22 protein-coding genes are annotated in these 25,818 nt (G+C 31.2%); 20 read left to right on the top strand and 2 right to left on the bottom strand.

The window, feature by feature from the left end; all coding sequences use genetic code 11:
- Positions 1–82 precede the first annotated feature (82 nt).
- The 6 genes from J2Z39_RS00110 to J2Z39_RS00085 all read left to right on the top strand — a co-directional run bounded on the left by J2Z39_RS00110 (position 83) and on the right by J2Z39_RS00085 (position 6,851).
- The gene (locus J2Z39_RS00110) at positions 83–475 is read left to right on the top strand and encodes an ATP-binding protein (protein ID WP_209813146.1); all 393 of its coding nucleotides are present in this window, start codon (positions 83–85) and stop codon (positions 473–475) included.
- 112 nt (positions 476–587) lie between these two features.
- On the top strand, positions 588–2,408 hold the full coding sequence (gene typA / locus J2Z39_RS00105) for a translational GTPase TypA (protein ID WP_117522317.1): 1,821 nt from the start codon (positions 588–590) through the stop codon (positions 2,406–2,408).
- An 8-nt stretch (positions 2,409–2,416) separates the two neighbouring features.
- Entirely contained in the window at positions 2,417–3,058 is a 642-nt protein-coding gene (locus J2Z39_RS00100) for a hypothetical protein (protein WP_209813145.1), read from the top strand.
- A complete protein-coding gene (locus J2Z39_RS00095; protein WP_117522319.1) occupies positions 3,051–3,680 on the top strand; it encodes a redox-sensing transcriptional repressor Rex in 630 nt (209 codons plus the stop codon). The genes J2Z39_RS00100 and J2Z39_RS00095 overlap by 8 nt, the downstream gene beginning before the upstream one ends.
- Positions 3,680–5,611: a ribosomal protection-like ABC-F family protein gene (gene abc-f, locus J2Z39_RS00090; RefSeq protein WP_209813144.1), complete on the top strand. Its 1,932-nt coding sequence runs from the start codon at positions 3,680–3,682 to the stop codon at positions 5,609–5,611. Before J2Z39_RS00095 ends, abc-f begins: the two co-directional genes overlap by 1 nt.
- Before the next feature lie 16 nt (positions 5,612–5,627).
- On the top strand, positions 5,628–6,851 hold the full coding sequence (locus J2Z39_RS00085) for an AI-2E family transporter (RefSeq protein ID WP_117522321.1): 1,224 nt from the start codon (positions 5,628–5,630) through the stop codon (positions 6,849–6,851).
- Positions 6,852–6,886: 35 nt separating this feature from the next.
- On the opposite strand, the gene J2Z39_RS00080 is transcribed toward J2Z39_RS00085, so the two are convergent.
- Positions 6,887–7,510 carry a thiamine diphosphokinase gene (locus tag J2Z39_RS00080; RefSeq protein WP_209813143.1) on the bottom strand — a complete coding sequence of 208 codons (624 nt, stop codon included), beginning with the start codon at positions 7,508–7,510 and terminating at the stop codon, positions 6,887–6,889.
- A 99-nt stretch (positions 7,511–7,609) separates the two neighbouring features.
- Here J2Z39_RS00080 and J2Z39_RS00075 point away from each other — a divergent pair, with 99 nt between their 5' ends.
- The 14 genes from J2Z39_RS00075 to J2Z39_RS00010 all read left to right on the top strand — a co-directional run bounded on the left by J2Z39_RS00075 (position 7,610) and on the right by J2Z39_RS00010 (position 24,928).
- A complete protein-coding gene (locus tag J2Z39_RS00075) occupies positions 7,610–8,239 on the top strand; it encodes a hypothetical protein (RefSeq protein ID WP_209813142.1) in 630 nt (209 codons plus the stop codon).
- On the top strand, positions 8,220–8,531 hold the full coding sequence (locus J2Z39_RS00070; RefSeq protein WP_209813141.1) for a YqfO family protein: 312 nt from the start codon (positions 8,220–8,222) through the stop codon (positions 8,529–8,531). The genes J2Z39_RS00075 and J2Z39_RS00070 overlap by 20 nt, the downstream gene beginning before the upstream one ends.
- Positions 8,532–8,540: 9 nt before the next feature.
- Positions 8,541–10,049, top strand: a complete 1,509-nt coding sequence (gene malQ / locus J2Z39_RS00065; protein ID WP_209813140.1) for a 4-alpha-glucanotransferase — start codon at positions 8,541–8,543, stop codon at positions 10,047–10,049.
- Positions 10,042–12,429 carry a glycogen/starch/alpha-glucan phosphorylase gene (locus tag J2Z39_RS00060; RefSeq protein ID WP_209813139.1) on the top strand — a complete coding sequence of 796 codons (2,388 nt, stop codon included), beginning with the start codon at positions 10,042–10,044 and terminating at the stop codon, positions 12,427–12,429. The genes malQ and J2Z39_RS00060 overlap by 8 nt, the downstream gene beginning before the upstream one ends.
- Before the next feature lie 11 nt (positions 12,430–12,440).
- Positions 12,441–13,232, top strand: coding sequence for a ZIP family metal transporter (locus tag J2Z39_RS00055; RefSeq protein WP_209813138.1), 792 nt, complete (start codon positions 12,441–12,443; stop codon positions 13,230–13,232).
- A gap of 341 nt (positions 13,233–13,573) precedes the next feature.
- A complete protein-coding gene (gene cdaA / locus J2Z39_RS00050; RefSeq protein ID WP_117522005.1) occupies positions 13,574–14,389 on the top strand; it encodes a diadenylate cyclase CdaA in 816 nt (271 codons plus the stop codon).
- Positions 14,379–15,356, top strand: a complete 978-nt coding sequence (locus J2Z39_RS00045) for a CdaR family protein (protein ID WP_209813137.1) — start codon at positions 14,379–14,381, stop codon at positions 15,354–15,356. The genes cdaA and J2Z39_RS00045 overlap by 11 nt, the downstream gene beginning before the upstream one ends.
- On the top strand, positions 15,325–16,665 hold the full coding sequence (locus J2Z39_RS00040) for a CCA tRNA nucleotidyltransferase (RefSeq protein ID WP_245325640.1): 1,341 nt from the start codon (positions 15,325–15,327) through the stop codon (positions 16,663–16,665). Before J2Z39_RS00045 ends, J2Z39_RS00040 begins: the two co-directional genes overlap by 32 nt.
- Before the next feature lie 55 nt (positions 16,666–16,720).
- On the top strand, positions 16,721–18,085 hold the full coding sequence (gene tig / locus J2Z39_RS00035) for a trigger factor (protein ID WP_117522007.1): 1,365 nt from the start codon (positions 16,721–16,723) through the stop codon (positions 18,083–18,085).
- A 37-nt stretch (positions 18,086–18,122) separates the two neighbouring features.
- Positions 18,123–18,716 (top strand): ATP-dependent Clp endopeptidase proteolytic subunit ClpP, encoded by a 594-nt coding sequence (clpP, locus tag J2Z39_RS00030; protein ID WP_209813136.1) that lies wholly within the window; start codon positions 18,123–18,125, stop codon positions 18,714–18,716.
- Between the two features lie 6 nt (positions 18,717–18,722).
- Entirely contained in the window at positions 18,723–19,952 is a 1,230-nt protein-coding gene (clpX, locus tag J2Z39_RS00025; protein ID WP_209813135.1) for an ATP-dependent Clp protease ATP-binding subunit ClpX, read from the top strand.
- A 56-nt stretch (positions 19,953–20,008) separates the two neighbouring features.
- Entirely contained in the window at positions 20,009–22,339 is a 2,331-nt protein-coding gene (lon, locus tag J2Z39_RS00020; protein ID WP_209813134.1) for an endopeptidase La, read from the top strand.
- Positions 22,336–22,923, top strand: a complete 588-nt coding sequence (gene yihA, locus J2Z39_RS00015) for a ribosome biogenesis GTP-binding protein YihA/YsxC (protein WP_117522011.1) — start codon at positions 22,336–22,338, stop codon at positions 22,921–22,923. The genes lon and yihA overlap by 4 nt, the downstream gene beginning before the upstream one ends.
- A 247-nt stretch (positions 22,924–23,170) precedes the next feature.
- Complete coding sequence (locus J2Z39_RS00010; RefSeq protein WP_209813133.1) at positions 23,171–24,928, top strand: flavocytochrome c; 1,758 nt, start codon at positions 23,171–23,173, stop codon at positions 24,926–24,928.
- A gap of 135 nt (positions 24,929–25,063) precedes the next feature.
- Here J2Z39_RS00010 and J2Z39_RS00005 read toward each other — a convergent pair.
- Positions 25,064–25,818 (bottom strand): IS3 family transposase (locus tag J2Z39_RS00005; protein ID WP_209813132.1); only part of this gene is annotated, 755 nt, incomplete at its 5' end.

The raw sequence follows: 25,818 nt of genomic DNA, 5'->3' as shown, positions 1-25,818 counted from the left end.
TTTTACAATAATGCATAGGATTTTCATAAGTTTATAATTTTATTAATTTTGGGTATAAACATAATAGTTTAAGGAGCATGCTATGGAAATTATTAGAAATCTAATTCATAGTGATCTTTCATTAATAAAAGAATTTAGGGATAATACGATAAGTTTATTAGAAGAACAGAACTATAATGAAGATTTTATCTTTAAAATTAGACTCGTTCTAGACGAATTAATCGTAAATTCTTATAAACACGGTAACCACAAAATTTATGAAAAATTAATTGATATTATTATTGTGATTGATGAAGATTATTGTATGATTAAAGTTAAAGACGAGGGAGATGGCATAGATTATGCTAAATATAGGGATATACTATCAGATCATGGCAGAGGCATCCAATTAGTCTATTCCCTTGCAGATAATTTTTTGGTGCAGGATAATACTACTGTAGCTTTTTTAGAACTAAATGATCAAAAAATTTGTTAAGCATCTAGTGATTAATAAAGTACCTAGATGTTTTTTTATGGCTTTTATTGATAATATTTGCGCAATTGATATAATATATTGATAGAATTTGTTAGTTATGAAAGAAGGATATATGAAAAGAGAAGATGTAAGAAATGTCGCAATCATAGCCCACGTAGATCACGGAAAAACAACACTTGTAGATGGTTTACTAAAAAGTTCAGGAACATTTAGAGAAAACCAAGAAGTCAAGGAAAGGGTTATGGACTCTAACAGTATAGAAAAAGAAAGAGGGATTACTATTCTTTCTAAGAATACTGCTATCCATTACAATGATAAAAAGATTAATATTATAGATACACCAGGCCACGCGGATTTTGGTGGTGAAGTAGAACGTGTACTTAATATGGCTGAGTCAGTTGTTTTAGTTGTAGATAGCCATGAGGGTCCTATGCCTCAAACTAAGTTTGTATTAAGAAAGGCTATTGAGCTTAATCTACCAGCAATTATTTGTATAAACAAAGTAGATAGACCAGATCAAAGAATTGATGAAGTTGAAGATGAAATATTAGATTTATTTATTTCTCTAGACGCGGATGAATCCTATCTAGAAAGTCCATTTGTCTATGCTTCTGCTAAAAATGGTTGGGCAAGCCTTGAAAAAGATACAGTAAAAAATGATATGATTGACCTTTTAGATACAATTATAGAGTATACACCAGCATTTGAAGCTGATGAACAAGCTCCATTTAAGGTGTTAGTTTCAACAACCGACTATAGTTCTTTTTTAGGTTCTATCGCAATAGGTAAGGTAGAGCAAGGTGTTATTAAGAAAAATGCCAATGCTGTAATTACAAACTATAATGAAAAAGATAGGCTTGAAAAATCTAAAATTGTAACAATATATGAATTTGATGGTCTAGAAAGAGTAGAAGTAGAAGAAGCTAAGTTTGGATCTATTGTAGCTTTATCAGGTATGGAGGATATATCAATAGGTGATACTATTGGTACAGAAGAAGATCATGAGCCAATTGAATTTACAAAGATTTCTGAACCAACTCTTTCTATGACATTCTCAGTAAATGATTCACCATTTGCAGGACGCGATGGGAAATATGTTACAAGTAGACATTTAAGAGAAAGATTGTTTAAAGAAAAAGAAACAGATGTTTCTCTAAGAGTGGAAAATACAGATTCAACAGAAAGTTTTAGAGTTTCAGGACGTGGAGAACTTCACTTATCAGTACTTATAGAAAATCTAAGACGAGAAGGATATGAATTCCAAGTTTCAAAACCTGAAGTTATGTTTAAAGATATAGATGGAAAAAAACATGAACCAATAGAACTAGCAACAATAGATGTTGACCAAGAATATACTGGCTCTGTTATAGATAAACTTGGTCGTCGTAAAGGCGAACTTGTAGATATGAGTCCAACTTCATCTGGATACACAAGGATGATATTTAGAATTCCTGCTCGTGGTCTTATAGGCTATAGAACAGAGTTTTTAACAGATACTAAGGGCACAGGTATACTTAACTCAGAATTTGAAGAATATGCACCATATAAAGGCGATATGGAGACACGTCAGGTGGGATCTCTTATAGCTAGTGAACAAGGTATAGCAAGAGCATATGGTTTAAATGCTGCTCAATCTCGTGGACAATTGTTTATCGAAGCAGGGGATGAAGTTTATGAAGGTGAGGTAGTAGGTATGAATGCCAAAGGTCTAGATATTGATGTAAATGTATGTAAGACTAAAAAGTTAACAAATACACGTGCCTCAGGATCTGATGATGCTATTATGCTAACACCTGCTAAAAAAATGAGTGTAGAAGAAATGATGGAATTTGTAGAAGATGATGAATTAATCGAAGTTACCCCAAATAATTTAAGAATAAGAAAGAGAATTCTAGATAGCAATCTAAGATATAAGTCAAAGAAAAACAAATAGGTGATTATATGGATAGAAGATTTGAAAAGACCCTTAGCCAAATATTGAGCGTAGTGGTTCTTACTTTGTTTATCATTACTATAATATCGTCTCGTGCAAATATTTTTGCTATAAATTATATTTGGGCGGTGGGCTTTTTGATAGCTTGGGCCCTCATGTTAGTCTATGGAATATACATATTATTTCAAAAAAATTCCTATGGCTTATCTATATTTACGGCTATTGTAACGGCTATTGGATTTGGAGTTTTAAGTGTTCCTGCGATTTTAGTATTGGCAAGATTTATACCAGGATTACCAGTAGGTCTTAATTTAAATAATCAGTTCCTTAATTTAAATAATCAATTGATTCTCTATACAGTTCTAATAGTTGTGTACTTTATTCACATTTTAAATATTTTAAAGCTTAGAAATATGACAGAAAAATATGTAGAGTGTAGTGATAATGAAGATATTAGTTCTATAATTAACAATGATTTGGAAGAAAACGATGAAGATTATGATATAATAACTAAGAATTCTGATGATAAAATTGTATTTGAATCTGATATTAATGAAGAAGTGGAGTATAATACAGAAAAAGTTGATCTTGTAGAAGAATTAACAGATGAAGATTTAAAACTTATGGAAGGTGAGGATAACAATGGCTAAGGAAAATGGAGTATCATTATCAGTAATAAAAAGATTGCCTAAGTATTATAGGTATCTAGAAAGTATTAATGATCGTGGGATTGTAAGAGTTTCTTCTAAGGAGCTTTCAGAAATTACAGGTCTTACAGCAAGCCAAATTAGACAAGACTTAAATCACTATGGTTGTTTTGGTCAACAAGGCTATGGTTACAATGTAAAAGAGCTTATGGATGAGCTTTCAAAAATCATAGGTGTAGATAAACAATATAATATGGTTTTGATAGGATATGGTAATATAGGCCATGCCCTATACCAATATAAAACTTTTAGAGATTTAGGCTATACTTTTACTGCAGTTTTTGATAAAGAAACATCTAATAAAGAGATTGAAGTAAAAGATATAGATGAACTTAGCGATTATCTGAAAAATAACAAGGTAGATATTGGAATAATTGCAACGCCAAAAGAAGCAAGTCAAGATGTTTGTGACGTACTTTGTGATGGTGAAGTTATGGGTATTTGGAATTTTTCTCCAGTAGATCTTAAAACAAAAAATGGAGTTGTTTTAGAAAATGTACACTTAGATGAGTCACTATTTACGCTTACATATTTTATAAACTCTCCAGAGGATTTTAATTATTAATGAATATACTTACAGCAAGCAATTTAAGTAAATCATATCCTACTAAGGAAATATTTAAAGGCTTAAGCTTTAAGATTGAAAAGGGTGATAAGGTCGGCCTCATTGGCATAAATGGGGCAGGCAAATCCACCCTTTTTAAAATTTTAATGGGGGAAGATTCTAAAGACAGTGGAGATATATATATCCCAAATGATATTAAAGTAGGGTATTTAAAACAGCAATTAGCAATAGATTATAGTATTTCGATCTATGATTACTGTATGAAAGTTTTTGATAAAATCATAGATATAGAAAAAAAGTTAAGAAATATAGAAAAAAAATTAGCTGATCCAAACATGAATTCAGATAAGATGGATTCATTATTAGAAGAACATAATAAGTTATTTGAGAAGTTTGAAGCACAAAATGGATATTCTATAAAATCAGAGCTTGAAGGAACTCTTAAAGCTATGGGTTTTTTAGAAGAAGACTTTGATAAAAATATCAATGACCTATCAGGTGGACAAAAAGCTAGGGTAGAGCTTGCTTATTTACTATTAGAAAAGCCAGATCTAATCTTACTAGACGAACCTACCAATCATCTAGATATAAATGCTATAAGATTTCTTGAAAATTTCATAAAAAATTATCAAGGTTCGGTAATAGTCATCTCCCATGATAGGTACTTTTTGGATAATACAGTAAATAGAATATTTCTTCTAGAGAATGGTAGTCTAAATACTTATAATGGTGACTACACTACTTTTATGAATAAGAGAAAAAAAGATTTAGAAGTTAGAATGCACCAATATAAGGCTCAACAAAAGGAAATTGACCGTCAAGAAGAGATAATAGAACGTCTTAAAAATCAAGGTGGGTCCAAACGTAAGAGAGGCATATCACAATCTAGATCCCGTCAAAAACTTTTAGATAAGATGGATCGTATAGAAAAACCTGATAGTGTAAATAGTTCAATGAAACTAAAGTTTACTCCAAGAATACAAAGCGGTGAAGATGTATTAAAGGTAGAAAAGCTAGAGAAAAATTTTTTAGATAAAGAAGTTTTCAAAAATATTAGCTTTGATTTATACCGAAATGAAAGAACAGCTATAATAGGAGAAAATGGCGTTGGTAAGACCACATTGTTTAGAATCATTATGGGAGAAGAACTTCCGAGTGGTGGAAAAATTAAACATGGACAGAGTGTAAATGTAGGATATTTTGATCAGGAGCAAAAATCACTTAACTTAAATAACACTATTTTTGATGAAATAAGGGAAACTTATCCTATGCTTACCAACTTTGAAATTAGATCTTATTTAGCTAAATTTATGTTCTATGATAGTGATGTAGATAGAGAAATTTCTGAACTTTCTGGTGGTGAGAGGGCTCGTATCTCTTTACTTAAGCTTATGATCTCTGATACAAATTTTATATTAATGGATGAGCCTACTAATCATTTAGACATAGATAGTAAGGAAATCCTAGAAGATGCTATCCTAGATTATGAAGGTACCATGCTTATAATAAGCCATGATAGATATTTTTTAAATAAGATAGCAATAAAAATTTTAGAGATGAAATCAGATGGTATGGATGAGTATATGGGTAACTATAGTTATTATGAAAATAAACAAAAAGAAATAAAAGAATCTTCTATAGAAAGAGAAAGTCAGATAGTAAGTAAGACTCAACTTGCAAAAGAAAAGAAAAAGCAAAACCTTAAAAAAAATGAAATAAAAAAAATTAAACAAACTATTAAAAATATAGAAAAAGAAATGGAAGATATAGATAGTAAGGTTGATGAGTTAACTGAACTTACTTTAATGGAAAATTTTTATAGTAACCAAGATAAGGTCAAAGAAACATTTGAAGAAATAAAGAGTTTAGAAAATAAAAAAGAATCTTTGTCAGATCAGTGGTTTGACCTTAATATTTCTTTAGAAGAATAGATATTTAGAGGTGAAGATGAAAGAAAAAAACAAGTTAGATGAAAAATCTAAAAATAATTACAAGGTAGGTTTGTACCTGATATTAACTTTCTTTGCATTGTGGTATATAGAACCTCTATCAAATTTTTTACTTAGTACCTATGGGGTTGTTAGACCAATGATAATAGGATTTGCTATAGCATTTGTGATAGATTTACCTATGAGCTTTTTTCAAGAAAAGGTATTTGGTAAATTTATAGATCCATTAAAGCATAGAAATCTTGTATTAGCGCTTTCCTTATTTATAAGCTGGATCATATTTTTTGCTATAATTACGTTGATATTAGTTGTAGTCATACCAGAATTAATAAATGCAATTCAATCAACTATACAAAACCTTCCAGCCTTTATGGATGCTGTTATAAAATATACACAAAAAATGCCATCTATAAATCAAGCAGCTATTGATTTTAAAGAAAATTTTGCTAATCTTGATTTAAGCACTATATCTCAAAAAATTACTGATTATGCAAGTGGAGATAGCACAAATTTATTAAGTAGAGCACAAAATATAATATCATCTGTAAGCTCAGGATTGGCTGCAATTGGACTTGGTTTTATTTTTTCAATATATGTTAGTATAAACAAAAAATCATTGAAATTAAACTCTAATAGGTTGCTTTATGCTAATTTTAATGAAGAAACTGCAGATCAAATTAATTATGTATTTAAGCTAAGCTATGATGCTTTTGCTAAATTTTTAAACTCAAAAATCTTATCATGCATAACATTAGGTATTTTAAACTTTATAGGAATGAAAATACTTAGATTGCCTTATGCAGGGATGATATCAGTTTTGGTTGGTACATTGGATATTATTCCATACTTTGGAGCAATAATAGCTGCAGCAATAGGCGTGATTTTGATATTTATCCATTCACCATTTAAAGCTTTGGTGTTTATAATATTTCTTGTGATTTTACAACAATTACAAGAAAAAATTATTTATCCTTTATTTATTGGTAAAAATTCTGGGCTTCCAGCAATATGGATTTTTGTATCAGTAATATTAGGAGGCAGATTATTTGGTATACCAGGTATGATCTTATTTATGCCAATAGCAGCTGTACTTTATACTTTAAGTCAAGATAATGTAAATAAAAAACTAAAAGAGAAAAAAATGGATAGGATAACAGTGGCAGAAAAGGCAAAAAAATCATATGATGAGATGAGAGAAGAAAAATTGAGAAAAGAATTTTAAAAGAGCTGTTGATAAAGTTTTTATCAACAGCTTTTTTATACATTTTTATTTTCAAATATTATTAGAAGATATCCATCGTTTACATTTATTGAAAAATCTTTCTTACAAGTTTCATTGGATACTCCCAAACTGCTATCTAGGGTTAAATCATAATCATTGAGTTCATAAAATAAACCGCTTATACTAATTCCTTTAACAACTTCACTGAGCGCAAATATTGAAACATAAAAATCATCTTCATTTTTAAATTTATAAGTAAAGCTATCATTAATTATAAATATTTTTTTATATTTTGACTTTATAATTACATCTATACCTAGTTTTTTATATTCTAGGCTACTTCTAATATTTGCAAAGGTATGAGAATCACGCCCTCCAAGACCTCCGTATATTATAATTTTATCATAATCCTTATCTTTAGCTATCATCATTGCAGCTTTTGTATCTGTATAATCTTTTATAGGATTAAGTTTAATTACTTTATTATTATCTATTGGTTTATCACTTGAATCAAAATCTCCAATTATTATATCTGGATTAATTCCTGATTTTTTTGCATGATCAAATCCTCTATCAGCAGCTATCACCAAATCATCATCTCTGATTTGATCATAAAATCCATCAAAATCTCCACCTGCAATTATAAAACACCTTTTCATATCTTCTCCCTTTTATTTATTACATATCATTATAACACTTTTAATTTTATAATCGGGTAAAATATATTGTATATTAACCTTTATGTAAAGGGGAAGATTATGAAACTTAAAAATAGCAAAGTAGGAAAATTTGTTCCTATAAAAACCACTGAAGGTATTTATTATGGTGGATATCAAAACTCTTTGATGGAATTAGGAGTAAATAAATTTTATAGGGATAGATCTTGTGTTGTAACAGCGTTTACCAATACTTATTTATATATGTATCACCCTGACGAAGAATTTAGCTTAGATGAGTATAACAAGTATCAGTATGAATTTTATAAAAGGCTTAGGCCTCACATTAATGGTGTACCAACTGTAAAGGCTTTAAATAATAGGGTTAATCGTATAAGGAGAATTCATGGATTAAAGCTTGATGCTCACTTATTAACTGAGAATTATTTCAAGAAAGTTTCTACAGAGCAAAAGATTGCTTTTATAAATGATGGATTAAGGAAAAATTGTCCAGTTATTTTTATAAATTGGATGAGTAATGTTATAAATGTTATGAAACATCATGGAGTAACTATTACAGAATGTAATGATATGGGGGACTACCATGAACTAGTAATCTCAAGTTGGGGTAGAAGGTATAAGATAAATTTTGAAATTTTTGATAGACAGATAAGATCATATACTGGTCTTATATATTTTGAAAGGAAAGATCATGGATTATATCAAAGTTGAAGTATTTGTACCAGAAGAAGACAAATGGAAAATTATAGAAGGTCTTAATAAAAAAGAAATTTTAAAAGATAATGGATACGACTCCGTATTTTCAGAAGCTAAGGTCATTGGTCACTTTATTCCTCTAAAAGGATCTAATCCTGATAAGGGAGAAATAGGTAAGCTTTGCGATGTAAATGAAGTAAAGCTTGAATTTAGGATAAAAGAGACTGATAAAGATTTAGCTTTTGACATAATTAAGAAAAATCATCCTTATGAAGTTCCAGTCATAAATTTCATAGATTTATTATAAGGGGGAGTAATGAGTAAGACTCAAGAAAGATTACAAAGATCTAATGGTGTAATAATGCCTATATTTTCTATCCCATCACCATATGGTATAGGAACTTTTGGTAAGGCAGCCTATGATGTAGTCGATTTTATATCAGATGCGTCACTTAAATATTGGCAAATTTTACCATTAGGACAAACTTCCTATGGAGATAGTCCCTATCAATCTTTTTCGTCATTTGCTGGCAATCCTTATTTTGTTGACTTAGATATGTTAATAGAAGATGGATTTTTAAAAGAAGATGACTTGGATAATCTTAACTTTGGAGATAATGATAGGTATGTAGATTATGCTATTCAATATAATTTAAGATATAGAATTCTAAAAAAAGCATATGAAAATTCTAAGGGAAAGCTTGATAATAAAATAAAAGAGTTTAGAAAAAAAGAAGCTTATTGGATAGAAGACTATGCTATGTTTATGGCTATTAAACACGATAATTTAGACATAAGTTGGGTCGAATGGGATGATAAGTTGCGTGATCGTGATACTAAGGCCTTGGATGAATTTAGAAAAAAACACAAAGATGATATAGATTTTTATGTATTTATTCAATATGAATTTTTTATCCAATGGGGAAAACTAAAAGATTATGCAAACCGTAGAAATATAGATATAATTGGTGATTTGCCAATATATGTAGCATTTGATAGTTGCGATGCTTGGGTGAATTCTGAAATACTAGCAATGGATGAAGTTACAAAAAAGGCCCTTATAGTGGGAGGAGCACCACCAGATGCTTATTCTGAAGATGGTCAATTATGGGGTAACCCAGTATATAATTGGGATAAGGTAAAAGAAACTTCCTATGATTTTTGGGAAAAGAGAATTGGTATGGCTTTACGAACTTATGATTTATTAAGACTTGACCACTTTAGAGGATTTGAAAAATACTACGCAATTCCTGCGACAGATGAAAATGCTAAGTTTGGTAGCTGGGAAATTGGTGGAGGTTATGAATTTTTTGATCATATAATGAAAAAGTATCCAGATAGACAATTTATTGCTGAAGATTTGGGGTATATCACTAAAGAAGTTGATGATCTAAAAGATTATTATGGTTTCCCAGGCATGAATGTTATACAATTTGCTTTTAACGAAAACTTCGATAGCAATTACTTGCCCCATAATTATGAGAGAAACTCAGTAGTCTACGCATCAACTCATGATTCATCTACCCTTAAAGGGTGGCTTGATAATCTAGATGAAGAAGAATTAAGTTTTGTAACTAGATATTTTGGATTAGAAGAAGATGATGATTACCTTTGGGAAATTATTAGAGCCTTGATGGCTTCAGTTTCAGATGTAGCTATGTATCAAATCCAAGATTTCTTTGAAATGGGAGATGAATCAAAAATAAATAGCCCATCCACTCTAGGAATTAATTGGAAGTGGAGAAGTAAAGAAGAAGATTTTACAGATGAGTTAGCAGAGAAGATTAAAGAAATGTCAAGATTATACGGGAGATACAATGGATAAGTTAGAAAAAGATAAGTTTACGGATAGCTATGTCGAAAACCTACAGAGAATTACTCTAAAAAACTTTGATGAAACTAGTGAGAAAGATAAATATGATGCACTTTGTGATACCATTATGGAACTAATCAATCAAGAATGGAGAGAGAGCAAAGAGAAATCAAGACATGAAAGGAAAGCATATTATTTTTCTGCTGAATTTTTAATTGGTAGATCACTTGGTAATAATCTCATTAATTTAGGTATTTATGATGATGTAAAGGAATTATTATGTGAACTAGGTATTGATTTTGAGGCTTTAGAGGATTATGAAGATGATGCTGCCCTTGGAAATGGCGGATTAGGCCGACTAGCAGCTTGTTTTATGGATTCTGCTGCAACTCAAGATATCAATATGTATGGATATGGTGTACGTTATCGTGAGGGTTTATTTAAACAATCATTTGAGAATGGATTCCAAAAGGAACAAGGAGATAGCTGGATAAAAGACGGAGATGGCTGGTCTATAAGAGTAGATTCTGATTCAAGAATAGTAAACTTTAAAGATCAACAGGTTAAAGCTGTGCCATTTGATATGCCAGTTGTAGGGCTTGAAAATGGTAAAGTAAATACCCTAAGACTTTGGCAAGCTGAACCGTTTGAAGAGTTTGAATTTGATAAATTCAATAATTTTGAATACGATGCTGCCGTTGCTAAAAAAAATAGAGCGGAAGACATAACAAGAGTTTTATATCCAAATGATATACAAAGAGCTGGTAGGGTTCTTAGATTAAAACAACAATATTTCTTTGTATCAGCATCTATCCAAGATATAGTTGCTAAGTATAAGAGGTATTTTGCAGATGATATGAGATTTAAAAATTTCCACAAATATCATGTTATACAACTTAACGATACTCATCCGAATATAGCAATTGCAGAATTAATTAGAGTACTAGTGGATGAGAATAGTCTAAGTTTTGAAGAAGCTCTTGAAGTTGCAAGAAAGGTCTTTGCCTTTACAAATCATACGGTTTTGCAAGAAGCTATTGAAAAATGGCCAATAGATATAGTAGAAGAAGTAAGTCCAAGGTGTTTAGAGATAATCTATCAAATTAATGATGTTTTAGTAAATCATTTTAAGAAAAAAGGATTATCAGAAACAGAAATAGATCCTTATAGAATAGTAATAAATGATCAAGTTCATATGGCAAATCTTGCAATATATGTAGGATTTTCTATAAATGGTGTAGCAGAGCTTCACACAGGGATATTAAAGGTGGATACTTTTAAGCACTGGTATGAGGTATTTCCAGAAAAGTTTAATAACAAGACTAATGGTATAACACCTAGAAGATGGTTACTTTATGCTAATAGACCATTATCAAGTTTTATAACAGAAAAACTTGGAAGTGATAATTGGAAATATAATCTAGATGAGCTTAAAGGACTTGAAAAGTTTGCTCGTGATGAAAAAACTTTAAATGAACTTTGGGATATCAAACATGCTAATAAAGAAAGATTAGCAAAATATATTCTAGAACATGAGGGAGTTAAGATTGATCCAAATTCTATATTTGATATTCAAGTAAAAAGAATTCACGAATATAAACGTCAACATTTAAATATACTTCACATCATTTATCTATATCATGAGCTTAAGAAGAATCCTGATATGGACTTTTATCCAACGACATTTATCTTTGGTGGTAAGGCGGCTCCAGGATACTTTAGAGCAAAGGGTATTATAAAGCTTGCCAACGAAGTATCAAGAGTAGTAAACAATGATTCAGAAGTAAATGATAAACTGAAAGTAGTATTTGTAGAGAACTTTAGAGTATCATACGGAGAAAAAATCTATCCTGCAGCAGATGTTTCTGAACAAATATCAACAGCTGGTAAAGAAGCTTCTGGCACAGGGAATATGAAATTTATGCTAAATGGTGCTCCAACGCTTGGAACCCTTGATGGAGCAAATATAGAGATTTTTGATCACGCTGGAGAAGAGAATAACTACAGATTTGGTGCAACTGTTGAAGATTTAAAGAATATTCAAGCAAGCTATAATCCAGTAAAACTCTATCAAACTGATAAGAATATTAGAGATGCAGTTGATGCTCTTGTAAATGGAGAGCTAGATGATAATAATTCATATATGTTCCTTGATATTTATAATGAATTGATAAATCCACAAGATGGATCTCGTGCAGATAGATACTATGTCTTAAAAGATTTTGAAGATTATAGAAAAACACATGCAAAAATTAATAAAGACTATAGGGATAAATTAGCTTGGTCTAAAAAATGTTTAATGAATATCGCAAACGCTGGTTATTTCTCATCAGATAGAACTATAATTGACTATGCAGATGATATATGGAAGATTGATTCTCCAAATTATTAAAAGGAATTATTATGAATAAACAAATACTCTTAGGTTTGCTTATACCATTTTTAGGGACATCACTGGGTGCAGCCATGGTTTTTATAATGCGTAATGAGCTAAATATAAAATTACAAAAACTTTTATCTGGCTTTGCTGCTGGTGTGATGGTCGCAGCAAGTATATGGTCTCTATTGATACCATCTATGGATATGGTAGAAGAAAAAATGGGGAATATGAGCTGGATTCCTGCTGTGGTTGGATTTATTATAGGAATTTTATTTTTGCTATTGCTTGATAATAAAGTTCCTCACCAACATATAGATTCTGACTTGCCAGAAGGCAAAAATAGTGAGAATTTAAGAAGAACAACAATGATGGTGTTGGCTGTAGTTATCCATAATATACCAGAAGGAATGGCAGTAGGTGTTGCCTATGCCGGAGCACATTATGGAGGCAATATAAACTACACTCAAGCTCTAGCTCTATCAATAGGGATTGCTATTCAAAATTTTCCAGAAGGAGCAATAATTTCTATGCCATTAAAGTCTGTAGGTGTCAATAAAAATAAATCATTTTGGGCAGGCGTAGGATCTGGAGCTGTAGAGCCAGTTGCAGGAATAATTACAATTCTTTTATCTCAAATAATGATACCAATCTTGCCTTATCTATTAAGCTTTGCGGCAGGGGCAATGTTTTATGTAGTAGTAGAAGAACTTATTCCAGAAGCAACAGGAGAAGGAGATGCGCACACAAATATAGGAACTCTAGGATTTGCAGCAGGCTTTGTAATAATGATGATACTTGATGTTATGTTGGGATAGAATTTAATAATTCTGTTGGTTTATCTTTGCCAAAGTAATTAATAAAATACCCAGTTTACTAGTATTGGTAAACTGGGTATTTTTTTATATAAAAGATTAATATAATAATTGAAGTTCTAGTTACTTAAAAGCTAGAATTGTTTGAATGAGAATAAATAGTTGATTAATAAAACTTAATTAATTTTCTAATGTGAATTACAACTAAAATATGGATAGTGTAATATTTTATGAGTAAGAGTTTGCACAAAATATTTGTGGTCACCTATTTTTTTGTTTTGCCTTAAAGTACACATTTATTTAAATAAATAGTACTATATTATTAGAAAAGTATAGGGGGTATTATGAATTATATAACAGATTTTATTAACTCTTTAGCACTTATAAGAGTTACAGATATTATTGATATAGCTATAATAGCTTTTGCTGTTTATAAGCTATTTTCACTTTTAAGAAATACAAGGGCTGAGCAAGTTTTATATGGGCTTATAATTGTATTATTATTCGCATCTCTTGCTGATATTTTAAATCTAAATACAGTAAGTTGGGTTATGAATCAGTTTTTGACAGTTGCACTTGTTTTTATCATAGTAGTATTTCAGCCAGAACTTAGATCAGCTCTAGAGAGGATAGGTCGAGGTAGATCAATTTTTACTGGTGAAAGAGCTGTAAAAAGTGAAAAGACTATAGATGAGCTTGTTAGGGCTATGACATCATTATCAAGGCAAAAAATTGGTGCTCTAGTAGTTTTGGAAAGAGAAGTGGGCCTGAATGATATAGTTGAGTCAGGTACTACTTTAGGAGCAGATGTTTCAAGTGAGCTTTTAATAAATATTTTTATACCCAATACCCCTTTACACGATGGAGCAGTTATCATAAGCAGTGATAAGATAAGAGCAGCAGCTTGTTATTTACCACTTTCTAATTCAAATACTATTTCCAAAGAACTTGGAACCCGTCATAGGGCAGCAGTTGGGATTTCTGAAAGATCAGATTGTTTAGTTGTAGTGGTTTCCGAAGAAACAGGAAATATTTCAGTAATAGAGTCAGGTAGAATAGACAGATATTTGGATGAGGACTCTTTTAAACAAAGACTTTATAATGAGTTGGTTGTAAAAGAAGTAATGAAAGAAGAAAAGGAAGTTTCAGATGAACAATAAAAATGATACAAAACTTAAAATACTTTCAGTTCTTCTAGCTATTTTTATGTGGACTTTTGTAATAAATTCTACTAATCCTACAGTAAATAAGACATATAGGAACATTCCAGTAGTTATTAAGAATCAGGATAATTTAGAAAAATCTGGATATACTATAGTTGGAAATGATGAGTCTTTAACTACTAATATTAAATTAAAGGGTACTCGCGAAAAACTAGTGGGACTTAAGACTTCTAATATCTATGCATATATTGATATCGCAGATGTTAAGGAAGGTATTCAATCAGTCGAGATAGTTGTAGATACACCTACAGGAGTGACAGTAGATGAGTTAGAACCTGAAGAAATAAACCTTAATATTCAAAAAGTTATAGAAAAAACATTGCCGGTTAATTTGATAATTAGTGATAAGATTAAAGATGGTAGAATTGTAGAAGTTAATGAACTTTCACCAGAAGATATAAAAGTGAAGGGGCCTGCTTCATATATTAATAAGATTGATAGAGCAGAAGTAAGAATTGAGGATATGGATCTACTTGATGGTAAGATTCACAGCTTGCCTGTCGCAATTCTTGATAGGAGTGGGAATAAAATTTCTGGATTAGATATTTCAAATGATGATATAAACGTGTCATTTTTAGTTTATGAAACTAAAAAAGTTCCAGTGAATTTAAATACAACAGGAGAGCTTACTCAAGGATTTGAGGAAAGTTCTAGAGAAGTATCTCCAAATAAGGTAGTTATAAAAGGTCCGGAGTCCATTATAAGAGATATTGAACAGATAAATACAAAGCCGATAAATATAAATAATTTAAAATCTTCTTCTTATGGAGATGTAAGATTAGACTTACCTGAATATGTCGAGGTCTATAATGGTGAAAATCTAGTAAATTATAGAATTGATGTACAGAAAAAGTCTACTAATGATAAAGATGATGGCAAAGAAGAAGAAAAAAAAGATGAATGATGAGATTTTAGAAAAACTAGAAGTTTGTGGTTATGAAACTTATTTAGTTGGCGGCTATGTCAGAGATGAGCTTTTAGGAAGAAGAAATTATGATATAGATATTACTAGCCAAGCTAAGCCTAATGAAATAAAGGAAATTTTTAAGGACTATAAACTTGTTGACATAGGAGCTAAGTTTGGAACTATAAAAGTATTCAAAGATGATAAAGAATATGAAATAACTACTATGAGAAAAGAATCTTCATATAATGATAAGAGACATCCTGATAAAATAGAATTTTCAGATGATATATATGAAGATTTAAAAAGGCGTGATTTTACCATAAATGCTATGGCTAAGAGAAATAATGAAATTATAGATCCTTTTAATGGAAAAGTAGATATAAAGTTAAAAGTCATTAGAGCTGTAGGAAATGCTAATGATCGCATAAATGAGGATATGCTTAGAGCCTTAAGAGCAGTAAGATTTGCAACAACACTTGATTTTAAAATCGAAGATAATTTAAAAAAAGCTATTAAAAATAATGCAAGATTAATTTCAGATATATCTAAAGAACGTATACAAGTAGAGGTAAATAAGATTTTATTAGCAGATAATCCAAAAAGGGGAGTAAAATTACTGGATGAGGTCGGATTATTAAAATATATTTTTCCAGAAGTTTATAGAACAAAAGGTTTTAACCAACATTCGACTTTTCATTTTGAGGATGTGTATGATCATAGCTTAACAGTTCTAGCAAAAACTCCTCCTATTCTTGAAGTTAGAATGGCAGCTCTTTACCATGATGTTGGTAAGGTTGATACTTTCTTTTTGGATGAAAATGGAGAAGGAAGATTTTTTGGACATCAAAATTTATCAGAAGAGATTTTAATAAATAGACTTAAAGAGCTTAAATACTCTAGTAAGTTTATTAAGGAAACTTCAATTTTGGTAAAAAGGCATATGGATAATACAAATATCTATACTAAAAAATCTGTAAGAAAGCTTTTAAGAAATATAGGAGAAGATAATTTATTGAGATTATTTGCCTTGCAAAGAGCCGATGTTCTTGCTACAAGATATGGTAATGATTCTAATATAGATTTGGGACTAAAGCTTTTAGAAGAGATAAAAGATGACGATATTCCTAAGACTAGAAGTGAGATAAAAATCAATGGCAATGATTTAAAGCAATTGGGCTTTAAAGAAGGTAAAGAACTAGGGGATACTATTAGAAAAATAGAAAATTTAATATACGATGAAAAGCTTAAGAATAATAAGAAAGATATTATAAATTACATTAATTCCAGACTTAAAAATGTTGATTGAATAATACAAAAGTAGTATATTAGACAAATGAGTAGCTATAAAGCAGGAGGAAGAAATGACAGAATTAAAATCTCATGATAATAACCTTGCAAAATTTGAATTTGATGTTGCTTATGATGATTTTGCAAAAGCTGTAAACACAGTTTATAACAGAAATAAAAAAAGATATAGAGTAGATGGATTTAGAGCAGGACATGTTCCAAGAAGAGTTCTAGAAAAAATGTATGGTCCAGAAATTTTCTATGATGAAGCTATTCAAATAGTTTTTCCAGAACCATATGAAAAAGCAATTGAAGAATTAGAGCTTGAACCAATTGACCAACCATCCGTAGACTTAGATGATATAGAAAAAGATAAAGATATCACATTTAAAGTTGAGGTAGAAACAAAACCACATCCAACTTTAGGTGATTATTCAGAATTAATAATCGAAGAGATTCCATCAGAAGTAACTGATGAAGATGTAGAAAATGAACTTAAAAGACAACAAGAAGAAAATGCTAGATTAATCCCTGTAGAAGATAGAGAAGCTAAAGAGGGAGATACTGTAAATATTGACTTTGATGGATACCTTGATGGTGAAAGATTTGAAGGCGGTAAGGCAAGTGATTATGATCTAGTATTAGGTTCACATACTTTTATAGAAGGATTCGAAGATCAAGTTGCAGGACACAAAGTTGGGGATAAATTTGATGTTAATGTAACATTCCCAGAAGACTACCAAGCTAAAGAATTCCAAGGTAAAGATGCAAAATTTGAAGTGGAAATCAATTCTATAACAGAAAAAGAACTACCAGAATTAGATGATGATTTTGCTATGGACATTTCTGAATTTGAAACATTAGATGAGCTAAAAGCTGATCTTAAAGAAAGTCTTAAAGAAGAAAAGGCTAACTATGCTACAAATATGATGCAAAATCAAGCCATAGAAGCCTTAGTAAAAATAAGTGAAGTAAGCGCTCCAGAATCTTTAGTAAGCCAAGAAATTGACGTTGAAATGCAAAATCTTGACCAAAGATTACAACAAATGGGAATTGGTCTTAGCCAATATGTTGAAATGACACAAATGGATATGGACCAAATCAGAGACCAATACAGAGCTCAAGCTGAAGAAAAAGTAAAAGCTAATCTTGTAATGGATGAAGTAGCTCTAAAAGAAGCCTTTGATGTAACAGATGAAGAAATCGAAGAAGAAATCAACGAATCAGCTAAAATGTATGGTGTTGATGATATCGAAAAATTCAAAGAAATCTTTAGAAGTAATGTATCAGAAGATACTATGAAAGAAAATATTAAAAGACGTAAAGCTGTTGAATTATTAGTTGATAATGCAAAAGCTCTACCTCATGAAGAGTATCACAAAGCAGTTGGTGATGACCATGATAATGAAGATTCTAAAGAAGAAAGCGAAGAAAACTAAGATATCATCCTCCATTTTATAAATAAAAGGAGATTTTATGCAAGCAAGAAATTACTTAGTACCAACTGTAGTAGAATCAACAAATAAAGGCGAAAGAGCCTATGATATATATTCAAGATTACTAAAAGATAGGATTATTTTTCTATCAGGAGAAGTAAATGATCAAATGAGTGATATAATTATTGCCCAATTGCTTTTCCTAGAAAGTGAGGATCCAGATAAGGACATTCAATTTTATATCAATTCCCCGGGAGGAGTTGTAACAAGTGGTCTTGCAATTTATGATACAATGAATTACATCAAACCAGATGTATCTACAATTTGTATAGGTCAGGCAGCTTCTATGGGAGCAGTATTGCTTTCCTCAGGAGCTAAAGGCAAGAGATTTTCTTTACCAAACTCAAATATTATGATTCACCAACCAAGTGGTGGTGCACAAGGTCAAGCTTCTGATATAGTTATCCAAGCTGAGCAAATAATAAAAATTAAGGAAAGATTAAACCATATCCTTGCAAATAATACAGGTCAAGACCTAGAAAAAATAGAAAAAGATACAGATCGTGATTTTGCCATGACAGCTGAAGAAGCACTTAATTACGGCTTAATCGATCAAGTAATTGAAAGTAAGTAGGCAAAGATGGCAAACTTCGAAGGTGAAGATGTAAAATGTTCTTTCTGTGGCAAGGATAGTTCGCAAGTAGATCGTATAATCGCAGGTGCAGATGCTTATATCTGCAATGAGTGCGTAGATTTATGTAGTGATATTATTAATGCAGAAGTGAAATATAAAAATGATTACTTTGATGAAGATGGTAATGTAAATCTTTCTACACCAAAGGAAATCAATGAATTTTTAAACGATTATGTTATTGGTCAAAATGAGGCTAAAAAAACTCTATCAGTAGCGGTTTATAATCACTACAAGAGAATAAATGCAAATAATGAGAATATGGATGAAATAGAATTACAAAAATCCAATATTTTAATGCTAGGACCAACTGGTTCTGGTAAAACATTACTTGCTCAAACCTTAGCTCGTAAGCTAAATGTGCCATTTGCCATTGCAGATGCTACAAGCCTTACTGAGGCAGGATATGTAGGAGAAGATGTAGAAAATATTATCCTAAAACTTATCCAAGCAGCAGATTATGACATCGAAGCTGCTGAACACGGTATAATTTATGTCGATGAGATTGATAAGATTACTCGTAAGAGCGAAAATCCATCTATAACCCGTGATGTATCTGGTGAAGGTGTTCAGCAAGCACTTCTAAAATTAATAGAGGGCACAGAAGCTAATGTACCTCCACAAGGTGGCAGAAAACATCCTAGCCAAGAGTACATTCAGGTAGATACAAGTAATATACTATTTATTTTAGGTGGTGCTTTTGATGGCATTGAAGATATTATCAATCGCAGACAAGCTCAAAAGACTATAGGCTTTGGTGCTGAAATAAAGTCAAATGACCATGTTGCAAACTTATCTGATGTTAATACTGAAGATTTGCTAAAATTTGGATTGATACCAGAATTTATAGGTAGAGTTCCAATCATTGTTACTTTAGATAGTCTTGACCAAGATGCCTTAATACGCATATTAAAGGAACCTAAAAATTCTTTGATCAAGCAATATAAAAAGTTATTCGATTTAGATGATGTTAAACTAACATTTGAAGATAAGGCAATTAAGGAAATAGCTGATAAGGCTATTGCCCAAAAAACTGGTGCAAGGGGGCTTAGAACTATACTTGAAGATTTGCTTTTAGATGTTATGTATGATATACCATCAAAAACTGAAATAAAAGAAGTAGTTGTTACAAAAGAGTCGATTGATGATCACTCTAAATTAAAATATAAGAAAAAATAAGTAAAGATAAGTAAAAGGGGATGCTAGTCATTCCCTTTTTTAAAAGGGAGTTAAAGATGGCAGATGTTTATAAACTAAGCACAAATGAATATCCTTTAGTACCTCTTAGAGGACTTTGGGCATTTCCTAATACAATAATAAATTTTGACTGTGCTAGAGCTATCTCAAAAAAAGCAATTGAAGATGCTAATATTAGAAATACAGATGTATTTTTAGTAAACCAAAAAAATATTTTTGATGAAAATCCACGCACTGATGCTCTTTATGATTATGGAATGGTAGTAGGGATAAAAGAATCATTTACTCTTCCTAATGGTGATTTGAGAGTTTATGTTGAAGCAAAATCAATTGCAAAAGTCAATGAAATAAAGATAGGTGAAGGTTTTTATAAAGCAAATGTTGAGCAATATACTTATATAGAAGATAATGAAGAAATAACAGCTAAAAAAGAAGCTTTAAGAAAGCTCTTAGTAGAAGATTTCAAAAATTATGTAGAGCTTGACGGTAATGTATATGACGAATCAGTATTTTCAATGGGGGAAGTGCATAATCTTCATAGACTTGCTGATGTAATAATTTATCATCTAGATCTAAAAGCTGAAGAGTACTATGCACTACTTAAAGAACTAGATACAGAAGCCCGTCTTACTTTATTGCATGAGATTTTAACTAGAGAAATAGAGCTTAAGAACCTAAGCCTTGAAATAGATCAAGAAGTTCAAGAAAACATCAATCAATCTCAAAAAGAATATTTTCTTAGGGAAAAGATTGATGCAATTCAAAGAGAATTAAATGAAGCTACTGGTGATTATGAAAGTGAAGCCATAGAACTTATAAATAAGATTGAAAAACTTAAGCTAGATGAGAACAGCAAAAAATCTTTGTTAAAGGATGCTAATAGACTTGCTTCTATACCTGAAATGAGTCCAGATTATGGTGTTATCAGTGCTTACTTAGACTTTGTTGTTAATTTACCTTGGAATAAAAAATCTAAAGATAAATTAGATATAAAAAGATCTCAAAAGATCCTTGATGAAGATCATTATGGACTAGATGAGGTTAAGGAACGCATTCTAGAATCTATTGCAGTAAAGATTAAAAACAAAAATACCCAGGGTACGGTATTGTGTTTAGTAGGACCTCCTGGAGTTGGGAAGACTTCTATAGCTAAGTCTATAGCACGTGCTTTAAACCGTGAGTTTGTAACTATGAGACTTGGTGGTGTTACTGATGAGTCTGAGATTAGAGGTCATAGAAGAACATATGTAGGTGCTATGGCTGGAAGGCTTATGGCAAATATCAATAGATCTGGTGTTAAGAATCCGGTATTTTTATTAGATGAAATTGATAAGCTTGGATCAGATTTTAGAGGAGACCCATCATCAGCATTGCTAGAAGTTCTAGATCCTGAGCAGAATGATAAATTCATAGATAGATATTTGGACATACCATTTGATTTATCAGACGTATTTTTCATTACAACAGCAAATGATGCAAATGAAATTCCTGATGCTCTTTATGATAGATTAGAAATTATTGAGCTTTCTGGTTATACTCTAAATGAAAAATTAAATATAGCAAAGAAATACTTAGTATCTAAAGAAAAAGAAAGAAATGGTCTGAAAGAAAATGAGCTTACAATCTCTGATAGCGTCTTAGGGGCAATTATAAAAAATTATACTAGAGAGGCTGGCGTTCGTGAATTAGAAAGACTTATAGCAAAAATTTGTAGGCGTGCAGTAAAAGAAATCTTAGAAGGTAAAGCGCAAGTTAGAGTTACGATGGCTAATTATAACAAGTATCTTGGTAGAGAGAGATTCCTAGAAGATCATATATCTCGTGAAGATAAGGTAGGTGTTGTTAATGGATTGGCTTGGACGTCAGTTGGTGGTACTATGCTTACTGTAGAAGCAAATGTCATGGAAGGTAAGGGAAATGTAGAATTTACAGGCTCTCTTGGAGATGTTATGAAAGAAAGTGGACAAGCGGCTATGACATATATAAGGTCTAATGCTAATAAGTTAGGCATTAAAGGCAAATTTTATGATGATAAAGATATCCATGTCCACGTACCAGAGGGAGCTACCCCAAAAGATGGACCGTCAGCAGGTATTACTATGACAACAGCTATGGTAAGTGCCCTTACTGGAAAAAAAGCTAGAAATAATATAGCTATGACAGGTGAGGTTACTATAACAGGAGATGTATTACCAATTGGTGGATTAAAAGAAAAAGCCCTAGCGGCCTATAGTTATGGTATAAAAGATGTAATAATACCTAAGAAAAATAAAAGAGATACGGAAGATATACCAAGGGAAATTAGAGATAAGATTAATTTTATAGAAGTTTCAAATGTTTCAGAAGTTATAGATAGGACTCTGATATGAAATTTAAGTCAATAGAATTAGAACAAGTAGCAGGATTCAAATCACAGTGGCCAGATAGATCTATAGAAGAGATAGCTTTCGTTGGTAGATCCAATGTAGGTAAATCTTCTTTTATAAATGCATTTTTGGGAAGAAAGAATTTGGCAAGAACATCATCTAAACCTGGAAAAACTAGGACTATTAATTTTTATAATATAGATAGTAAATTTAGATTAGTAGATTTGCCAGGCTATGGATATGCCAAGGTATCTAAGGTAGAAAAGTCTAAATGGGATAAGTTAATCAATGAATATCTTCACCAAAGAGAAAATTTAAAAGAAGTTTTTCTTTTAGTAGATATTAGACACGATCCAACTGATCTTGACTGCAAGATGTATGAGTGGATAATTGATTCTGGATTTACTGGTTTTGTAATAGCTACAAAATACGATAAAATTTCTAAGAATCAACTTCATAAGCACATTAATGCTATAAAGAAAAAACTAAATATAGAAGATGAGGGTTTGATTTTTGCATACTCATCAGAAAATAAACATAACCTAGGCGTAATCCATGAACAGGTAGAGGTTATAATAAATAATTAAAATTTCTCACCTATTGCAAATGCTTGACACTTCCTTATATAAAGTCTTGGGAAATTTTAGTCTAAATTATTAACTATAAGTATTTTATATATAGGGTATATTTAGCTAAATTTCTTACAAGATACTCTATAATATAAGGGAGTGATTTTCATATTAATCAAAATAATTATAAAATAGATGTAAACCCTTGCATAAAACTATTTTATTTGTTAAAATTATATCTGTAACAAATTCATAGGAGGGGTGTATGAAAAAGAATAAAATCATACCTTTAATTTTATCCCTAGCAATGGGACTTTCAGCTTGCGGAGGTTCTAACAGTGGAACAGATGCAAAAACTACTGGAGAAGGAGTAGGCAAAGGAAATAAAGGCGATATTACAGCCACAGTTGATTTTGATGGAGATAAGATTAAATCAATAGAAACAGTACATAGCGAGACAGAAGGACTCGGAGATCAAGCTATAGAAAAACTTACAGATGAAGTCGTAGCTAACAATTCAGTAAAAGTAGATACTGTATCAGGAGCTACTAATTCATCAGTAGGTTTCTTAGAAGCTGTAACAGCAGCAATAGCTGATTCTGGAAGAGATGTTAAGAACTTCCAAAATGAAGTAGCTGCAAAAAATACAAAAGAAAAAACAGATTCAACAAAAGATGTTGATGTCGTAGTTGTAGGTGGTGGTGGAGCTGGATTTGCAGCTGCAGTAACTGCCAAAGAAGACGGAGCAAATGTAGTATTACTTGAAAAAATGCCACAAGTTGGAGGCAATACATTAATCTCTGGTGGAGAAATGGCAGCTCCAGATAATGAGCTACAAAAAGAAGAAGGTATAGAGGATAGCAAAGAACAATTTGCTAAAGATGTTAAAGAAGCTGGAGGAGATCCAGAATTAATAGATGTATTAGCTGATCATGCGACAGAAGATGCTTATTGGTTAAGAGATGATATAGGAGTTCACTGGTTAGATAGTTTAATGTTCTTTGGTGGACACTCAGTAAAAAGATCATTAATTCCAGAAGCACACTCTGGTAATGAATTAATTAAGAATTATACTAAAAAATGTGATGAACTTGGTATAGATGTAATCACAGAAGCTGACGTAAAAGAAATTCTTACTAAAGATGATAAGGTAGTAGGAGTAAAAGCAGAAACTCCTGATGGAGAATTAACAGTTAATGCAAAATCAGTTGTACTTGCAACAGGTGGCTTTGGTGCAAATGATGATATGACTTACGAGTATGATCATGAAATAGATGAACATGTTAAGTCAACAAACGCTCCTGGAGCAACAGGTGATGGCATAAAGATGGCAGAAAAACTTAATGCAGACACTGTAGACATGGATCAAATTCAACTTTATCCTATCTGTGATGTAGATACAGGTAGAATTCTTTATACTGGAGATACAAGACTTGTAGGTGGAGCGCTTCTAGTAAACAAAGAAGGCGATAGATTTGTAGAAGAACTTGCAACACGTCGTGAAATTTCTTTAGCAATTAAAGATCAAACAGATCATGTTGGATACTTAATCTGGGATGAAAAATCAAATAAAGAAACAGGAACAATGGAATCTAATCCAGAAGAAGCCAAAGAAGAGTTTGACAAAGGAAATCTATACAAAGCAGATACAATAGAAGAACTTGCAGAACACTTTGATATAAACAAAGATGAATTATTAAAAACTGTAGAAACATTTAACGAAAACTCTAAAAAAGAAGAAGACCCAGACTTTAACTTAAGAATGCTAGGATGGACAATAGATGAAGGTCCTTACTATATGTTAAAAGCAGGTCCAGCAGTTCACCATACAATGGGCGGACTTAAGATCAATACAGATGCTGAAGTATTAGATAAAGATGGAAATTGGATAGAAGGTCTATATGCTGCTGGAGAAGTAACTGGTGGAATTCACGGTTCAAATAGATTAGGATCAGCAGCTATAGCAGATATAACAGTATTTGGTAGAATAGCTGGAGAAAACGCAGCAAACAATGCAAAGTAAAATTAAATAGTACAACAAAAAGTAGCTTAAGTGAATGTAAGGTGACCCCATAAAGTTGGACCTAATAGCAGAGCAAGCTTTAATACTAGCTCTGCTATTTCTTTGTTCTTTCCTACCCCTAGGGGTAGGAAACTTTTATGCTGCATTTCTCTTTCTAAATTCTATTGGACTTAAATAGTCTAATTTTTCTTTTATTCTTTCTTCGTTGTAATATCTTATGAAATCTTCAATTGTTTGTTTTAAGTGTTCATATGAGTAGAATTTATTTCCGTAGTATACTTCTTGTTTTAATATTCCAAAGAAATTTTCCATTGGTGAGTTGTCCAAGCAGTTTCCTTTTCTAGACATGGATTGGATTATGCCATTAGATTCTAGTTTTGATGTGTATTGTTTTATTTGGTATGCCCAGCCTTGATCTGAGTGAAATATTCTTTCTTCTTTGCTTTTGTTTGTTATTTTTATTGCTCTATCTAAGGCTTTTAGGATTGGTTCTAGTGTTGGTTGTTTTGATATTTCATAGCTTAATATTTCACTGTTGTACATATCTAAGTATGGATTTAGATAGAGTTTCTTTATTTGATAATTGCCTGATTTATCTTTTTCACAATACTTAAATTCTGTTGTATCTGTTGTTATTTGGGTGTATGGTTTTTCCACTTTAAAGTTTCTCTTTATTTTATTATCTGCAATTTTTCCAACAGTTCCCTTATATGATGAGTATTTTCTTGTTTTTCTAGAAAAGTTCTTTACTTGTATTTTTAGCTTCTGGACTAATCTTTGTACTTTCTTTTTATGTATGCTTAGTCCTAATCTTCTTAACATTGCTGTTATTCTTCTGTATCCATAGTTTGGATTTTCTTTTCTGATTTCTAGGATTTTTGCTTCAATTT

The sequence above is a fragment of the Anaerococcus nagyae genome (genome assembly GCF_017874535.1).
Taxonomy (GTDB): Bacteria; Bacillota; Clostridia; order Tissierellales; family Peptoniphilaceae; genus Anaerococcus; species Anaerococcus nagyae.
Note: the sequence above shows the minus strand (reverse complement) of the source record. Positions and strands in the feature narration are given on the sequence as shown.

Excerpts from the sequence above, each read along its gene's own strand:
- J2Z39_RS00110 (WP_209813146.1), top strand. The coding sequence starts at position 83 with ATGGAAATTATTAGAAATCTAATTCATAGTGATCTTTCATTAATAAAA.
- typA (WP_117522317.1), top strand. The coding sequence starts at position 588 with ATGAAAAGAGAAGATGTAAGAAATGTCGCAATCATAGCCCACGTAGAT.
- J2Z39_RS00100 (WP_209813145.1), top strand. The coding sequence starts at position 2,417 with ATGGATAGAAGATTTGAAAAGACCCTTAGCCAAATATTGAGCGTAGTG.
- J2Z39_RS00095 (WP_117522319.1), top strand. The coding sequence starts at position 3,051 with ATGGCTAAGGAAAATGGAGTATCATTATCAGTAATAAAAAGATTGCCT.
- abc-f (WP_209813144.1), top strand. The coding sequence starts at position 3,680 with ATGAATATACTTACAGCAAGCAATTTAAGTAAATCATATCCTACTAAG.
- J2Z39_RS00085 (WP_117522321.1), top strand. The coding sequence starts at position 5,628 with ATGAAAGAAAAAAACAAGTTAGATGAAAAATCTAAAAATAATTACAAG.
- J2Z39_RS00080 (WP_209813143.1), bottom strand. The coding sequence starts at position 7,510 with ATGAAAAGGTGTTTTATAATTGCAGGTGGAGATTTTGATGGATTTTAT.
- J2Z39_RS00075 (WP_209813142.1), top strand. The coding sequence starts at position 7,610 with ATGAAACTTAAAAATAGCAAAGTAGGAAAATTTGTTCCTATAAAAACC.
- J2Z39_RS00070 (WP_209813141.1), top strand. The coding sequence starts at position 8,220 with ATGGATTATATCAAAGTTGAAGTATTTGTACCAGAAGAAGACAAATGG.
- malQ (WP_209813140.1), top strand. The coding sequence starts at position 8,541 with ATGAGTAAGACTCAAGAAAGATTACAAAGATCTAATGGTGTAATAATG.
- J2Z39_RS00060 (WP_209813139.1), top strand. The coding sequence starts at position 10,042 with ATGGATAAGTTAGAAAAAGATAAGTTTACGGATAGCTATGTCGAAAAC.
- J2Z39_RS00055 (WP_209813138.1), top strand. The coding sequence starts at position 12,441 with ATGAATAAACAAATACTCTTAGGTTTGCTTATACCATTTTTAGGGACA.
- cdaA (WP_117522005.1), top strand. The coding sequence starts at position 13,574 with ATGAATTATATAACAGATTTTATTAACTCTTTAGCACTTATAAGAGTT.
- J2Z39_RS00045 (WP_209813137.1), top strand. The coding sequence starts at position 14,379 with ATGAACAATAAAAATGATACAAAACTTAAAATACTTTCAGTTCTTCTA.
- J2Z39_RS00040 (WP_245325640.1), top strand. The coding sequence starts at position 15,325 with ATGGCAAAGAAGAAGAAAAAAAAGATGAATGATGAGATTTTAGAAAAA.
- tig (WP_117522007.1), top strand. The coding sequence starts at position 16,721 with ATGACAGAATTAAAATCTCATGATAATAACCTTGCAAAATTTGAATTT.
- clpP (WP_209813136.1), top strand. The coding sequence starts at position 18,123 with ATGCAAGCAAGAAATTACTTAGTACCAACTGTAGTAGAATCAACAAAT.
- clpX (WP_209813135.1), top strand. The coding sequence starts at position 18,723 with ATGGCAAACTTCGAAGGTGAAGATGTAAAATGTTCTTTCTGTGGCAAG.
- lon (WP_209813134.1), top strand. The coding sequence starts at position 20,009 with ATGGCAGATGTTTATAAACTAAGCACAAATGAATATCCTTTAGTACCT.
- yihA (WP_117522011.1), top strand. The coding sequence starts at position 22,336 with ATGAAATTTAAGTCAATAGAATTAGAACAAGTAGCAGGATTCAAATCA.
- J2Z39_RS00010 (WP_209813133.1), top strand. The coding sequence starts at position 23,171 with ATGAAAAAGAATAAAATCATACCTTTAATTTTATCCCTAGCAATGGGA.